The sequence below is a fragment of the Streptomyces sp. BHT-5-2 genome (assembly GCF_019774615.1).
Lineage (GTDB): Bacteria > Actinomycetota > Actinomycetes > Streptomycetales > Streptomycetaceae > Streptomyces.
Genome location: NZ_CP081497.1, coordinates 984,537 through 999,132, shown reverse-complemented (window position 1 = coordinate 999,132; position 14,596 = coordinate 984,537). Strand labels below are relative to the sequence as shown.

The following is a 14,596-nucleotide window of genomic DNA, read 5'->3' as shown; positions in this document are numbered from 1 at the left end:
CCGCCACCAGCCGATCGGCCAGCCGGCCGGCCGTCTACGTACGCAGGTACTGTCGCAGCAGCCCGTCGCCGGTGGCCGCATCGAAGCGGAAGCCGCACTCCGCCAGCAGTTGGTCGGCCCGGTCCTGGGGGTAGACGCGGAAGCGGCGGCGTTGGTGCGCCACCACCTCGCCCGCCCGCCGGACGAAGCAGTCCTGCACATACCGATCGCCCGTCATGTAGCCCTTCGTACGGCCCTCCGTGCGGACCTCCTGCGCATACACCAGTCCGCCGGGCAGCGGTCGTTGGTAGGTCCGGTGGCCCTGGTGGACGGCGAGCAGCAGCGGCCCTCCGGGCCGGACCGCGGCGGCGAGGTTCCTGAGTGCCCGGATGTCGTCGCTCTCCTCCAGGAGGTGGCTGCACAGCGCGGTGCCGGTCGCGTCCTCGGCCTCGTACCAGACACCGGCGACGGAGTAGGCGGCGTCGAAGGCCGGCAGCCCGGTCAGCTCCGCGATGTCGTGCCGGACGAGCTGTACGCGGTGCCCGAGCCTGGCCCGCGCCTGGGCGATCGTGCTCTCGGCGTGATCGATCCCGGTGATCCGCAGAGCGGCCCCGCTCAGCTCCAGCAGGCGTTCGCAGACCAGTCCGCTTCCCACGCCGATCTCCAGGACCTCTCTCCGGTCGCCGAGCTGTGCCAGCAGGGTGCGCGCATAGGCGTCGTAGGCGCCGTAGTCGTAGTAGCCCGAGGTCACGATGAGGTCGTAGTACTGCGAGAGCGCGGAGTATGAGTTGGCCACCCGCCGCACCGTAGTCAGCCCAACCGCCCCGCAGTAGGGCGCAATTGAGACCGAGGGCGGCGGCTGCCCGGGTCGGGGCAGGAGATCTAAGAGGCACGTTTAAGGAGCTGTCCGTACGGTCGGCGGCGACATTCCCGGCCTTGGCCCTACCTCCTGCGGAGCTGCTCATGACAGCGTCGGAAACCCCTGTGCCTGTTACCCGCCGACCCCGGCGCAGGCAGGGCGCACTCGCCACCTCGGCTCTCCTCGCGGCGGGTGCGTTGGCCCTGTCCGCATGTGGCGGGGGCGGCGCGTCGGGCGGCGGCGAGGGGGCCGGCAAGGACACGTCGAGTATCAAGATCAAAGTCTCGGCGCGGAACGGCGCCACCGATGCCGGCCTCGACACCGGCGTCAGCGTCAGCGGCGGCAGGCTGACCGATGTGCGGCTGGTCCGGGTGGACAGCGGTGTCACGGTCAAGGGCTCGATAGCCGCCGACGGCACCTCCTGGAAGCCCTCCGCCCCGTTGGAGCGCGGCACCAGATACCAGTTGGTCGCCAACGCCAAGGACGGCAAGAGGCGTTCGGCCGCCGAGAAGTCCACTTTCACGACGGTCTCCGCGAAGAACAGCTTCACCGCCTCCTACACCCCCGACGGCGGCACGACCGTCGGCGTCGGCATGCCGGTGTCCTTCACCTTCGACAAGCCGATCAGCAACAAGAAGGACGTCGAATCCCACCTCACGGTGTCCGCCGGCAGCGGCCAGAAGGTCGTCGGGCACTGGTTCGGCGGGCAGCGCCTGGACTTCCGCCCCCAGGAGTACTGGAAGGCCGGCTCGACGGTCACGATGAAGATCGACCTGGCGGGCGTGCGGGGCGGCAAGGGCATCACCGGCGTGCAGTCCAAGACGGTGACCTTCACCATCGGCCGGTCGCAGGTCTCCACCGTCGATCTGAACACCCAGACCCTGACGGTCGTCCGGGACGGCAAACCCCTCAAGTCCCTGCCGGTCTCCGGTGGCAGCCCGAAGCACCCGACCTACAACGGCCAGATGGTGATCTCGGAGAAGCTCGCCCAGACCCGGATGGACGGTTCGACCGTCGGCTTCAACAACCCCAACGACACGTACAAGATTCCGGACGTGCCGCATGCGATGCGACTGTCGGCCTCCGGCACCTTCCTCCACGGCAACTACTGGAGCAGCCCTTCGCTCTTCGGCCGCTCCGGCACCAGCCACGGCTGCATCGGCCTGCACGACAACCAGGGCGGCGGGGGCGACACCCCGGCCAGGTGGTTCTTCGAGCAGTCACTCGTCGGCGACGTCGTGATCGTCAAGAACTCGCCCGAGCAGACCGTGAAGCCGGACAACGGCCTCAACGGATGGAACCTCTCCTGGTCCGAGTGGCAGGCGGGCAGCGCGCTGTGATGACGGGCGCCTTCATCGCGGCGCCGGACGGACCGTGGGCAATGGTGGTCGCGGACATGGTGGTCGTGGGCAATGCGATTGCCTTCCCCGCAGTTTTGACGCAGTTTTGACCCGGGGAATGCACATGAGCGAATCGGGCGCGCGCAAGGCGCACGACGGCGAATGGCAGCGACAGCCGGCAAGGGCTTCCGCTCGCGATCCGCAGAAGGAATTAGTACCTCATCTTCACGAGGCGTTCAAATGTCCTGACGCCAACTCGGCCACTGCTACTGGCGAGTTCGGTGAAATGCACAGGGCAATGGGATACCGCCGGGGGGCTTGGCCGGCGCACCAGATTGCCTGTCGCTGGGCATGTTTGGGCAGTTCGTGACGTGGCGCTGAGTGGAACACCTCGCCACTCACGGTCAAATCCCCGGTTTTCTTCTCCTGCGCAATCACGCGCACGGCGTGGCCCGGAAACGGGAGTCCGGTCGGGCCAAAGGTGGCCAACTGTGCGGTAATGAGAACTCTCCGTACGGGAAAGCCACTTGGGCCGACCACTGCGAATTACCTATTACGATGAGCGCCAACCGATCGCCGGACAGGTGGCGTTCGTCGTCTGGGAGAGGAGTTGCCCATGGGGAAACACGCACGAAGGCGCCAGAGTCGTTTACGCGCCCGGGTCGTCGGCACCACCGGGACCTTGGCCGTCGTGCTGGGAGCCGGTATCGGCCCCGCCACCGCCGCGGAGAAGACCGCCGGTGCACCCATGGCCAGGGCGACGGCCCTGGATCCACCGCCGGCTCCGGGCCAGCTGACTCTCCCCGCCCCGACCGGGCGCTATCGCGTCGGAACGGTCGACCTCCACTTGCGCGACGCCACCCGCGCGGATCCGTGGGTGCCCGGAAACCAACCGCGCGAGCTGATGGTCTCGTTGTGGTATCCGGCCACGCACACCGGTCGCTATCCCGCCGCGCGACTCCCGAACAGTCAGCAGGTGCTGCCGGGCGGGGCGATCCTGCCCACCACCGCCGGCCATCTCGGCGCCCCGGTCGACCGCCGGGCCGGCAAGCTGCCCGTGCTGCTCTACTCCCCCGGGCTGCACGGAAGCCGGGCATCGGGGACCTCGCTGGTGCAGGACCTGGCCAGCCGCGGATACCTGGTCGTCACCATCGACCACACCCACGATGCCTCCGAGGTGCTGTTCCCGGGCGGGCGGCGTGAGGTGAACACCATGCCGCCAGGCACCCATGCGTCCCATACGATCGCCGTGCGGGCGGCGGACACCCACTTCGTCATCAACCAACTGGCCGCGCTCGCCCACGGCCACAACCCGGACGTGGAACACGCCCCGCTCCCCCACGGCCTGGCCCATGCCGTGAACATGCACCGGATCGGGATGTTCGGCGCCTCCCTCGGCGGAGGAGCGGTGCCGGCCGCCATGCACGCGGACTCCAGGATCCGTGCCGGCGCGAACCTGGACGGGCAGCTCTTCGGCTCCGAGGTCAAAAAACCGCTCGACCGTCCCTTCCTGCTGTTCAGTTCCCAGCACCACAACCGCGGCACCGACGGGAGCTGGGCGCAGTTCTGGAAACACCTGCACGGGGAGCGGCTCGACCTGAGGCTGCGCGGCGCCGAGCACAACTCCTTCACCGATGCCGAGGCCCTGCTCCCCCAGGCACCGGGCGCATACGGGTACACCCCGCCTCAACTGGTGCCGATACTCGGCACGATCGCCCCCGACCGCGCCATCGAGATCCAACGCAGGTATCTCGCGGCCTTCTTCGACAAGCACCTGCGGGACCGGCACGGTCATCTGCTCGACGGCCCCTCACACCGCTACCCGGAGGTCGCCTTCGTGCGCTGAACCAGCGGAAGGCCACCGCCCGACGACTGCGACGACTGCACAGCGCGACGGCATGTCACGGCCATCCGCCCGCATCCCCCCACGTGCCGAGAGGACTTCCGCCCTGCCCCCGGTAGCTCACGCGCCCCGCCCCCACCGTGCGCGACGCCGTGCCGACATGCCTCTGCTCGGAGGTGTCCGCCCGCCGATCGCCGCTCTGCTCTGCGCACTGCTGGCGGTCGCCGCGTTCCCCACCCTCGCTCTCGGCACCGTCCAGGACCAGGAAGTCCCGCAGGCGGTACGCGTTGCGGAACGCCGGATCGCCGAGGACGCGGCGGCCTCGGTCCGGGCCGCCGTCGATGCCGGTGCCACTGCGGTGCGCCGTTCCGCGGCGTCCGCCACGCCCGCCGACGCCAGCACTCCGGCGGCCGTACTGAAGTCCCTTGTCCCTATCGGCCCCCCGGCGCCGGCGCTGGGTGGCGTACTGCTCGACCCGCAGACGGGCAGTCCGCTCGCGTCCAGCGGTGCGGCGGTTCCGTTGTCGGGTGTGGATGCGGCGGCCCTCATGCGGCCGGACACCGCGAACCCGGCCCCCCGGTTGGTCCCGTCGGGGAGTGACGGACCTCTGCTGTTGCTCTTCGCCCGGGTGACCGTGCCCCGTGCGGGGCACCAACTCCTGCTGGTCGTAGCGGAGAAGCTCGCCGCTCCGGTGGTGTACGGAGACGGGCGCACCGGCCAGTTGGTGGATCGGGACGGGAAGGTGCTCGCCACCACCGGCGGCGCCGGTACCGCCCCGGCGCCTGACGCCGAGGAGGGCACCCGGTCCGCCGCGGTGGTGCGGGCGGCCGACGCCGGACGGTCCGCCGGCGACACCTCCGGCAGCGTGCTCGGCGACGAGCACGCTGGATTGCGCCGGGTCACCGGGTGGGCATCGGTCGCGGCGGCGAACGGCAAGGCCGGCCGGGGCGACGGCCAGGACGAAGGCTCCCAACTGGGGCTGACGGTGGTCACGTTCCGGGAGGTGGCGTCGGCCAAGGGCGGAGGCGGGGGCGGCCATATGTCGTTCGCCCTCGCTGCCGCGGGCGCACTGGTGGTGATCGCCGTGCTGGTCACCCTGGTGCTGTGGGGCGCCGTGCAGCGTCCGCTGCTGCGGCTGCATCTGTCCGCCGCCCGGCTGGCCGGAGGCGTCTGCGACATGCCCGCGGCACGGGGCGAAGCAGCCGCGGCGCGGGCCGGGCTGGCGCGGCCGGTGCCGGTCGCGGCGTTCGGTGAGCCCGCGAGGGTCGGCCGGGCGCTGGAGTCGATACGCCGTCAACTGCTGGGCGGGGCAGGGCCGGAGCCCGTGCAACCAGTGCGGCCCGCGCGGCGCGTACGTCCGGTGCGGTGTCGGCCCGGGGTGCGGTCCGTCCTTCTTGTCTGCGCGCTGGTGATCGCCGCGTGGGCGATGCCCCTGCTGTTCCTGTTCAACCGGGTACCGGCCGCCCAGGCGGTTCCGGCCACCGCCGTCGCCGACCAACAGGCACGTACCGAAGCCGCCGCCGACCGCGTCCGGCAGTCCCTCGACCAGAGCCGCACCGACCTCGCGGCGGTGGCGCCGGCCCTCTCCGACGCGCCGCCGGAAAGGGCGGAGGAGATCCTGCGGCGGGAGCGCGCCGACCATCCCGTGTACCGGTCGCTGTACGTACTGAACCGCGCCGGCGCGATCGTGCTGCGGGCGGGCAGGCGGCCGCTGCACCCCCTCGCCGACGCACCGGCCGGCGACGGCCTCGCCCAGGTCACCACGTCCGGCCGGAACCCCACACTCGCCGCCTACGCCCGGATCCCGGCGACCAAGAACGCCGAAGGGGCCACCGCACCGGCCGTGGTCGTCGCGGAGATCGGCGTTGGCGCGTTGGACGACGTGGTCGCGCGGCCGGGGCTGGGCCGGGTGTGGCTGACCGACGAGCGCCATCGGGTGCTCGCGGCGAACACCGACTTCCGGGCCTTCCAGCCGCTGCCCACCCGGGGCCTGGCCCGTCTCGTGGCCAGGAACGGCGCGGCGCACGGGGGCGCGGGCGACCCGGCATCGGCCGTCCTGGACGCGGCGACCGCCCCGGGCGAGGGCCCGTCGGTCGCGGCCGCGGCACCCCTGGCCCGTACCGGGTCGGTGGCCGCACTCGGCTGGCGGGTGGTCTCCGCCGAGGCCGCCGCCGACCTTGAGCTGACGGGGTATCAGCTCCAGGCGCGCACCATGCTGGCCGGACTGCTCGCCCTGTCCCTGGGCGTCGCCGGTCTGACCTGGCTGCACATCGTCGTCGCCAGGCCGCTGCGGGCCCTCACCAGGTGCGCGGAGCGCCTGGCCGGTGGAGACCGTCGCACCGTGCTGTACCCGGTCCACCACGACGAGTGCGGCTCGGTCACCCGCAACCTGGAACTGCTCCGGCAGGCACTGGTGGAACGGGACCGAGGTACCGGATCCGATGCGGCCCCCGCCGCCCCCTCGTCCCGGCGCGGCACCGCGCCATGGCAGCAAAGGACCGACTGACGTGCTCTTCCTCTACGTTGTGCTGCTGCTGACCTGTGCCGTGCTGGTGGTCGCCGGTGTGCTGGAACAGCGGCGGCACTACGCCGCACTGGCGCAGATCCCCGCTCGGGTGCTGGTCAACGGCATCCGTGGCAAGAGCTCGATCACCCGGCTGTGCGCGGGGGCGCTGCGCGGCGGCGGTCTGGTCACCGTCGCCAAGACCACCGGCACCGCCGCCCGGTTCATCCACCCGGATGCCACCGAGGAGCCCGTGTACCGGAAGCTGGGCATCGCCAATGTCGTCGAGCAGATCGGCATCGTACGGCGTGCGGCCGCGTACCGGCCGGACGCCCTGGTGATCGAGTGCATGGCGGTGATGCCGGCACTGCAGGAGATCAACCAGGAGAAACTGATCCGCTCCACCATCGGCGTGCTGTGCAATGTGCGCGAGGACCATCTCGACGAGATGGGTCCGACGCTGGACGACGTGGCGCGCTCGTTGTCCCGTTCGATGCCGGTCGGTGGGATCTGTGTCACCGCGGAGCAGGAACGACTGCCGATCCTCAAGGAGGAGGCCGACAAACGGAGTTGCCGGCTGATCACCGTCGATCCGGAGTCGGTCACCGACGAGGAGCTGCGCGGGTTCAGCTGGTTCACCTTCAAGGAGAACGTCGCGATCGCGCTGGCCGTGGCCGAGCTGCTGGGGGTGGACCGGGCCACCGCACTGCGCGGTATGTGGGAGGCGCCACCGGACCCCGGCGTGCTCTCCGTCGAGCGCTACCGCACACCTGGCGGGGGGCGGTTGCGGTTCGCCAACGTCTTCGCCGCCAACGACCCCGAGTCGACCCTGATGAACGTCCGGCAGCTGGAGCAGCTCGGTGCGATCCGCCGCCCGCTGAACGTGGTCGTCAACTGCCGTCCGGACCGGGTGGAACGCAACGGGCAGATGGGAGCGATCGTGCCCGCCCTGGCCCCGGAGACGGTCTTTCTCATCGGGCATCCGACCAAGAGCGCCCGCGACGGCATCCCGCCGGACTGGTCCTCGGGCCGGGTGGTGGACCTGGGCGGCGAGCGGCGCGACGCACGGGAGCTGACCCGCGCGATCCTCGCCGAAGTGGCCCCGGATTCCTCGCTGGTGGCCATCGGCAACATCCATGGTCAGGGAGAGCTGTTCCTGGAGCGCCTGGCCGAGCTGCCCCCGGACGACGTCGACGAGCCGCTTCCGGTGGCCCATCCGCCCGAGCCGGAGCCGTACAGCTGGGTGGCGTCGCTGAACGCCCCGGCATCCGGCCCGCCTGTTCCGATCCCGTCCTCCGTCCGTGCCGAAGCCCGGCGCCAGCCCGCAAGGAAACTGTCGTGATCCCCGTCGACGTCACTCCACAGACCGCCGCACTGGGAATCGCCCTCGGGTTGGTCTTCTCGCTGATCTGCTATCTGACCACCAACCTCTCTCCGGGCGGCATGATCACCCCCGGCTGGCTGGCGCTGACCCTCGTCACCGATATGGCCCGGGCCGCGATGGTGATCGGCGTCACCGTGCTCACGCTCCTCGCGACCAAGGTCCTCCAGCGTCATGTGATCCTTTACGGGAAGCGGCTGTTCGCCGCCGTCGTGCTCGCCGCGGTGCTGTTGCAGACCACGGTGGCGCTCGCGCTCCAGCACGAGTTCCCACAGCTCTACACCGCCCAGACACTGGGGTTCATCGTGCCCGGCCTGATCGCCTATCAGCTGGTCCGGCAACCGCTCGCGGCCACCGTGGTCTCCACCACCGCGGTCACCCTGGGCACGTACGTGGTGCTGGTCGCCGGCCTGCTGCTGGGGGCACTGCCGGTCGGCTGATCCGGCCGCCCTCGCCCACCACACCCGTCCGCACGTCGAGGAGGCCACCATGGGCACCGAGCCCGCTCCGCCCCGCAGGCCCAGTCGCCGTCAGATCCTCGGCTCCGCCGTCGGCCTGGCCGCCGCGGGGGCGGTCGGCGGATATGCCTGGCACCATTCCCACCGCGGCGCACCGGGCGACGACTTCCCGGTACCGACCGGCGGCTATCACTTCGAGCGGCGCACCGCGCCCGCCCGCACGGTGGCGCGCGCCACCGACGGCCGGGTGCTGGCCACCTTCACCGACGGCGCGCGCAGCGCGGTACTGGCCGGCCCGACCCGGGTCTGGAGCGAGTCGCGCACCACCGATGCCGTGGTGCGCGGCGATGCCTGGGTACGGCTGATGCCCGGCGCCTGGCGCCAGGGCAAGGAAGCGACCCGCTGGTTCCGGGAGTGGTTTCCCAAGGCCCTCGCCGACCGCGGTCCGGACGTCCTCGCAGTGGCCTTCCAGTACGGCGACGGGGCGCCCGACCGGCGCACCGCATCGGGCCTGCGCTACGCCGGCAGGGCCCACTTCGGGCCGGAGGTTCCCGGGCTGCCGCCCGGGTCGTTCCATCGCCGCGACGAGAAGTCCGACTTCTACGATTACCTCGGCATCCCCTGGACCTTCCCGGACGGCACCCGCAAGCACCCGGAGCAGGAGCGCTACGGGGATGTGGACTGCTCCGGCTTCATGCGCCTGGTCTGGGGCTACCGCATGGGATACCCCCTGCACGCCACCAACGACACGGGGGTGGGCCTGCCCCGGCGGGCCTACGCCATCGCCGCCCGGGCACCGGGCGTGTCCCTGATCCCGGACACCGGCACGCCACCTGCCGACCTCGGTGCGCTGCTCCCCGGCGACCTGGTCTTCTTCTCCATCGACATCGGCCGGCCACACGGCATCGATCACTGCGGCATGTACCTGGGGCCGGACGACGACGGGCATCCGCGCTTCTACTCCAGCCGCTCGCAGGCGAACGGCCCCACCATGGGCGACCTGGCCGGCCGCGCCACGCTCGACGGCCACGGCTTCTACGCCCGGGGGCTGCGCACGGCCCGCCGCCTGTGAAGCCGACGCGCCCCTTCCACACCCATCCGCCGCCCCCGGAGAGACCCCACCGTGGCCACCGCCTCCCCCACCCACGAACCCACCGACCGCCGCCGGCGCCCCACCCGGGCCGTCCACGCCAGGCACTGCCGGCGGCCCTCCCTCAGCCGGGAGTCGTCCGCGCTGCTGCTGATCCTGGCAACGGCCACGGTGCTCTACGCCTGGGGCATCGACCGTGCCGGGGTGCACCCGTACTACAGCGCGGCCGTGCGGTCGATGGCCGCGGACTGGCATGCCTTCGTGTTCGGCGGGCTGGACCCGAGCGGTTCGATCACCGTGGACAAGATCCCCGGTGCGCTCTGGCCGCAGGCCCTCTCCGTCCGGCTGCTGGGGCCGCACAACTGGGCGGCGGTACTGCCGCAGGTCCTGGAGGGCGTACTCGCCGTCGGGGCACTGCACCGGATCGTCCGTGCCTGGGCCGGCCCCACGGCAGGGCTGCTCGCCGCGCTGGCCCTCGCGCTCACCCCGATCGCCGTCGCCCTCGACCGGCACACCATCCCCGACACGCTCCTGGTCCTGCTGCTGGTCCTGGCGGCGGGAGCGCTGCAGAAGGCCGTCGCCACCGGGAGGCCGGGGCCGCTGCTCCTGTGCGCGACATGGGTGGGACTGGCCTTCCAGGCCAAGATGCTCCAGGCATGGCTCGTCCTGCCGGTCTTCGCCGCCGTCTACCAACTGGCCGCTCCCGGCTCCCGCCTGGACCGCGCCCGGCGGCTGCTGCTGGCCGGAACCACCGCCCTGGCCGTCTCCTGCTTCTGGCTCCTGCTGGTCTGGGCGACCCCCGCCACCGACCGTCCGTACGTCGACGGCACGACCAACAACAACCCCTTCACCCTGGTCTTCGGCTACAACGGGCTGAGCCGCTTCGGCCACGACCCGCATGCGCTGGGCGCCGTCGCCGGCACCGCCGCCAGCCGCACCACCGGCAACACCGGTTGGACGATGCTGGTCAACCAGAGCGTGGGTCCGCAGATCGCCTGGCTCCTGCCGGCGGCCGTACTGGCATTGGTGCTGGGCGTGTGGTGGCGGGCCGGGCACCCCCGCACCGACGGGTCGCGGGCGGGCTTTCTGCTCTGGGGCGGATGGCTGCTGATGCACATCGTGGTCTTCAGCAACTCCAACGGCAACCACGGCTATTACACCGCCGTACTGGCCCCGGCCCTGGCCGCGCTGTCCGGTGCGGGAGCCGCCGTCTTCTGGGCCGAGTACCGCGCCGGCGGCCGGCGTCGGGCGGCGCTGCCCATCGCGGTCGGCGTCACGACGTTGTGGGCCGCGGTGATCCACGGCCCGCACAGTCACTTCGCGCCCTGGCTGCTGCCGGTGGTCCTGATGCTCGGCCTGTGCGGGGCCGTCGGCCTGTGGACCGGCGGTCCGCACACCTCGCGCCGGGCGGTGCACAGCGCCCTCGCGGCCTGCCTGGCATCGGCGCTGCTGGCCCCGGCCGTATGGGCCGCCTCCTGCCTGAACCCGCGGTACCCCGGCTCACCGGTCGAGCCGCTGGCCGGGCCGGTCGGCCCCGGCTACCGCGATGCGCTCCACCACCGGGCCAGGATCCCGCGCAACCCCCTGGACGAGCCCTCCGCCCGGGACACCGCGCTCCTGCACTACCTCTCCGGGCACCGCTCGGGCGAGAAGTACCTGCTCGCCACCCAGGCCGCCTACGGCGCCGAGCCCCTGCTGCGCGCGACCTCCCGCCCCATGCTGGTCATGGGCGGCTTCACCGGCCTGACGCCGTACCCTGCCCCACGCCAACTGCGCGACCTGGTCGCCGCCCACCAACTGCGCTACGCCCTGCTGACCACGCACCGCCCGTCCACACCGGCCACGGCCTGGGTGCGGCGGAGCTGCACCCGCGTCCCGCCGGGCGCATACGGCCGCGCCTCGGAGGGCAGCTTCACCCTCTACGACTGCGCTCGACCGGGCGGCTGAGCGCGCCGGCGCGTTCGCGACCTACGGTCAGGCAGGTCAGAACTACGGCACGCACCTGCTGTGGACCCTGCTCCTGCTCACACCGGTCCTCTACGTCAACCAGGAGATGGTGCTGCGCCTGGGCGCCGTCACCGGCGTCCGGCACGCCCGGCTCATCCTGGCGCGGTTCGGGAAGTTCTGGGACGCGTTCTCCGTCATCGACCCGTTCCTGCTGAACGCGCTGACGCTGGTGACCGAGTTCATCGGCATCACGCTGGCCACCGGCTACCTGGGCCTGCCGAGGGCGGCGTCGGTGGTGCTGGCCGCCGCGATCATCATCGCGTCCGCGTTCACCGGATCCTTCCGCCGCTTCGAGCGGATGGCCATCGCGCTGTGCGCCGCCTCGCTGCTGCTGGTACCGATCTACTGCACGATCCACCCCGCCGCGTCGCAGACGGCCCGCGACTTCATCGGCATCGCGGTGGTGCCAAGGGCTCCTACGCCGTCTGCGCCGGCCTGGTCGCGGCCGCCGCCGCGCTCGTGCTGATCCCCGGCTCGCCACGGGGCCTGCTCACCGAAGGCGTCCAGACCCTCGCCGGCGTGCTGCTGCCGTCCGCCAGCGTCTTCCTGCTCCTCCTCTGCAACGACAAGGCCGTCCTCGGCCCCTGGGTCAACGGGCCGAGGACCAACGCGTTCACCTCGGCCGTCGTAGGCGTCCTGGTCGCCCTGTCGATCATCCTGACCGCCTCGGTCCTCTTCCCGGACATCTCCGCGGGCGCGATCCTGGACATCATGGCCGCCTGCGGCGTCGTCGGGGTGCTGGCCGCCGGGTACGCCTTCACCCGCCGCCGCACCGGCACCAAGGAGGACCCGATCGACCGCACCGGCCGGGACACCTGGCGCATACCCCCGCTCGCCACGCTGACCAGGCCGACCATGTCCACCGCGCGCAGGCTCGGCATGGGCGCGCTGCGCGCCTGTCTCCTCGTCGCGACGGACCTGGCCGTCATCACGCTCGCCCAGGTCGCCTTCGGCGGCTGAGGCAGTCCAACGCCATTGTTTCCGGGGCGAGTCGATCGCGCCCCGGACCCCTCTCACCGCACCGAACGGAGGCCCGTTCGCCATGCTCACCGCACTCGCCCATGCCCAACTCGCCGCCCGTCTGGAGGCGCACGGCGCACCGGTGGTGTGGCACGTCAGCGTGCGAGGCCGCCGCCGCTTCCAGACCACGGACCCGGTCGGCAACCGCCTGGAGTTCCCGGAGCCCGTCACCCCGGGCCCCGTTCCCGCTTGAATCCGGCGGCATCGGCCAGGGCCTCGAAGCGCCCTCGGGTGATGGCGCGAATCGTGGGATGCATGTCGTTGACGCCATCACGCCGGAGCCAGCAGGCTGAAGACGTGCAGCAACGTCGCATTGTCTTCGTGGTCTTCGACGGCTTCCAGGCCCTGGATCTGGTCGGTCCGCAGGAGGTGTTCCAGTACGCGGGAAAGCTCGCAGGGGGTTACGACTGTCAGGTCCTGGCACCCGCCGCCGGGCCCGTCCGGTCCTCCAGCGGCCTGGCCGTACACGCCGGGCACGGTGTGGCCGACCTGGGGCCGGACGGCATCGACACCCTGGTGGTGGTGGGCGGCAACGGCGTCGACCACGCCGTCGGGGACGCCACGCTGACCGGATGGATCGCCGCGGCCGGGAAGTCCGCCCGCCGCGTCACCTCCGTGTGCAGCGGAGTGTTCCTGCTGGCGGCCGCCGGGCTCGCCGACGGCCGCCGGGTCACCACCCATTGGTCCCGGGCCGGGCAGCTGGTCCGGCAGCACCCTGAGCTGAAGGTGGACTGCGACCCGATCTTCATCAGGGACGGGCGGGTGTGGACCTCGGCCGGGGTGACCGCCGGCATGGATCTCGCGCTCGCCCTGGTGGAGGACGACCTCGGCCAGGACATCGCCCGGGCCGTCGCCCAGGAACTGGTGCTCTTCCTGCGCCGACCGGGCAACCAGTCGCAGTTCAGCGTGCCGCTGTGGTCGCGCCAGCCGTCCACCGACCCGATCCGGGCCGCGGTGTCGGCGATCCACGCCGACCCCCGGGCCCGGCACGGCATATCCGACCTGGCCACGCACGCCGGCCTGAGCACCCGTCATCTCCAGCGCCGGTTCACCGCCGAACTCGGCACGCCCCCGGCGGCTTACGTGGAGCAGGTGCGCGTGGAGGCGGCACGCCGGGCCCTGGTCGAAGGCGACGATCCCGTCGAGGCCATCGCCCACCACTGCGGCTTCGGTACCGCGGAGACGCTGCGCCGCTCCTTCCACCGGCACGTCGGCGTGGCACCGTCCGAGTACCGGGACCGTTTCCGATCCATGAACACGAAAGAGTTTGCATGACGACCTATGGACTGCTGTTGTTCGAGGCAGCCGAGGAACTGGACTTCGTCGGGCCCTGGGAGGTGTTCACCTCCTCCGGCATGATCCGCGAGCAGCAGAACACCGCCGAGCGGCCGGACACCACCGTGCTGATCGCCGAGCGGCCGGGCCCCGTCCGTTGCAGCAAGGGCATGCGGGTGCTGCCCGACCGCACCTTCGACGACCACCCGCCGCTCGACGTGCTGCTCGTGCCCGGCGGGAACGGCACCCGGACCCAGGTGTCCAACCCCGCACTCGTCGAGTGGATCGGCAAGACCTCCGCCCAGGCCGCCTGGACCACCGGCGTGTGCACCGGCTCCCTGCTGCTGCACGAGGCCGGCCCGGCCCGCGGCCGCCGAGTGGCCACCCATCACGCCTTCGAGGACACTCTTCAGGCACGCGAGGACATCACCGTCGTCCGCGACGCACGCTATGTGGTCGACGGCCAACTGGTCACCAGCCAGGGCGTGTCCGCCGGCATCGACATGGCCCTGTGGCTGATCGGCCGACTGCACGGCCGCGACCACGCCCGCGCGGTGCGCCGTTACATCCAGTACGAGCCCGCACCGCCCTACCTCTCCGACGAGCCGTCGGGCCGCTGCTGAACGCGGGGCGGCCGTGGTCCCGGCCGGTCCGGGCCCACGGCACCCGTCCCTCGGCCCCGCCCCTCGGCCCCGTCTCCTGACCTCCTGGTCTCTTGGTCTCCTGCGGACGGGCTTCGGTTTCTTGGCCTGGTGCTGTCCGTCCCCTCTCCCTTTGCTGGCGGTGTGTTCACCTGCCGCTGCGTAGCGTTGTCATCGGCGTGAAGAGCCGGGGCGGAAGA

Annotated in this window: 11 protein-coding genes and 1 pseudogene; 11 read left to right on the top strand and 1 reads right to left on the bottom strand. The window is 71.8% G+C overall.

The window, feature by feature from the left end; translation table 11 throughout:
• Positions 1 to 34: 34 nt before the first annotated feature.
• A complete protein-coding gene (locus K2224_RS32320) occupies positions 35 to 775 on the bottom strand; it encodes a class I SAM-dependent methyltransferase (RefSeq protein ID WP_221910723.1) in 741 nt (246 codons plus the stop codon).
• 167 nt (positions 776 to 942) lie between these two features.
• Here K2224_RS32320 and K2224_RS32315 point away from each other — a divergent pair, with 167 nt between their 5' ends.
• From K2224_RS32315 to K2224_RS32265, 11 genes and pseudogenes are all read left to right on the top strand, one after another.
• Entirely contained in the window at positions 943 to 2,178 is a 1,236-nt protein-coding gene (locus K2224_RS32315; protein ID WP_221910722.1) for an Ig-like domain-containing protein, read from the top strand.
• A gap of 691 nt (positions 2,179 to 2,869) precedes the next feature.
• Positions 2,870 to 4,024 carry a hydrolase gene (locus K2224_RS32310; protein ID WP_260693606.1) on the top strand — a complete coding sequence of 385 codons (1,155 nt, stop codon included), beginning with the start codon at positions 2,870 to 2,872 and terminating at the stop codon, positions 4,022 to 4,024.
• A gap of 157 nt (positions 4,025 to 4,181) precedes the next feature.
• The gene (locus tag K2224_RS41490) at positions 4,182 to 6,527 is read left to right on the top strand and encodes a HAMP domain-containing protein (RefSeq protein WP_221910720.1); all 2,346 of its coding nucleotides are present in this window, start codon (positions 4,182 to 4,184) and stop codon (positions 6,525 to 6,527) included.
• 1 nt (position 6,528) lies between these two features.
• Positions 6,529 to 7,866 (top strand): poly-gamma-glutamate synthase PgsB, encoded by a 1,338-nt coding sequence (gene pgsB / locus K2224_RS32300; RefSeq protein WP_221910719.1) that lies wholly within the window; start codon positions 6,529 to 6,531, stop codon positions 7,864 to 7,866.
• Positions 7,863 to 8,345 (top strand): poly-gamma-glutamate biosynthesis protein PgsC/CapC, encoded by a 483-nt coding sequence (locus tag K2224_RS32295; RefSeq protein WP_221910718.1) that lies wholly within the window; start codon positions 7,863 to 7,865, stop codon positions 8,343 to 8,345. The genes pgsB and K2224_RS32295 overlap by 4 nt, the downstream gene beginning before the upstream one ends.
• 49 nt (positions 8,346 to 8,394) lie before the next feature.
• A complete protein-coding gene (locus K2224_RS32290) occupies positions 8,395 to 9,435 on the top strand; it encodes an NlpC/P60 family protein (protein ID WP_221910717.1) in 1,041 nt (346 codons plus the stop codon).
• A 51-nt stretch (positions 9,436 to 9,486) separates the two neighbouring features.
• Positions 9,487 to 11,400 carry a glycosyltransferase family 39 protein gene (locus K2224_RS32285; RefSeq protein WP_221910716.1) on the top strand — a complete coding sequence of 638 codons (1,914 nt, stop codon included), beginning with the start codon at positions 9,487 to 9,489 and terminating at the stop codon, positions 11,398 to 11,400.
• A 4-nt stretch (positions 11,401 to 11,404) separates the two neighbouring features.
• Positions 11,405 to 12,420 (top strand): annotated as a pseudogene (locus K2224_RS32280) (divalent metal cation transporter); the annotation flags it as partial.
• Between the two features lie 82 nt (positions 12,421 to 12,502).
• Positions 12,503 to 12,673, top strand: a complete 171-nt coding sequence (locus tag K2224_RS32275) for a hypothetical protein (protein ID WP_399020669.1) — start codon at positions 12,503 to 12,505, stop codon at positions 12,671 to 12,673.
• 104 nt (positions 12,674 to 12,777) lie between these two features.
• A complete protein-coding gene (locus tag K2224_RS32270; protein WP_221910715.1) occupies positions 12,778 to 13,755 on the top strand; it encodes a GlxA family transcriptional regulator in 978 nt (325 codons plus the stop codon).
• The gene (locus K2224_RS32265) at positions 13,752 to 14,378 is read left to right on the top strand and encodes a DJ-1/PfpI family protein (protein ID WP_221910714.1); all 627 of its coding nucleotides are present in this window, start codon (positions 13,752 to 13,754) and stop codon (positions 14,376 to 14,378) included. The genes K2224_RS32270 and K2224_RS32265 overlap by 4 nt, the downstream gene beginning before the upstream one ends.
• The last annotated feature ends 218 nt before the right edge of the window (positions 14,379 to 14,596 follow it).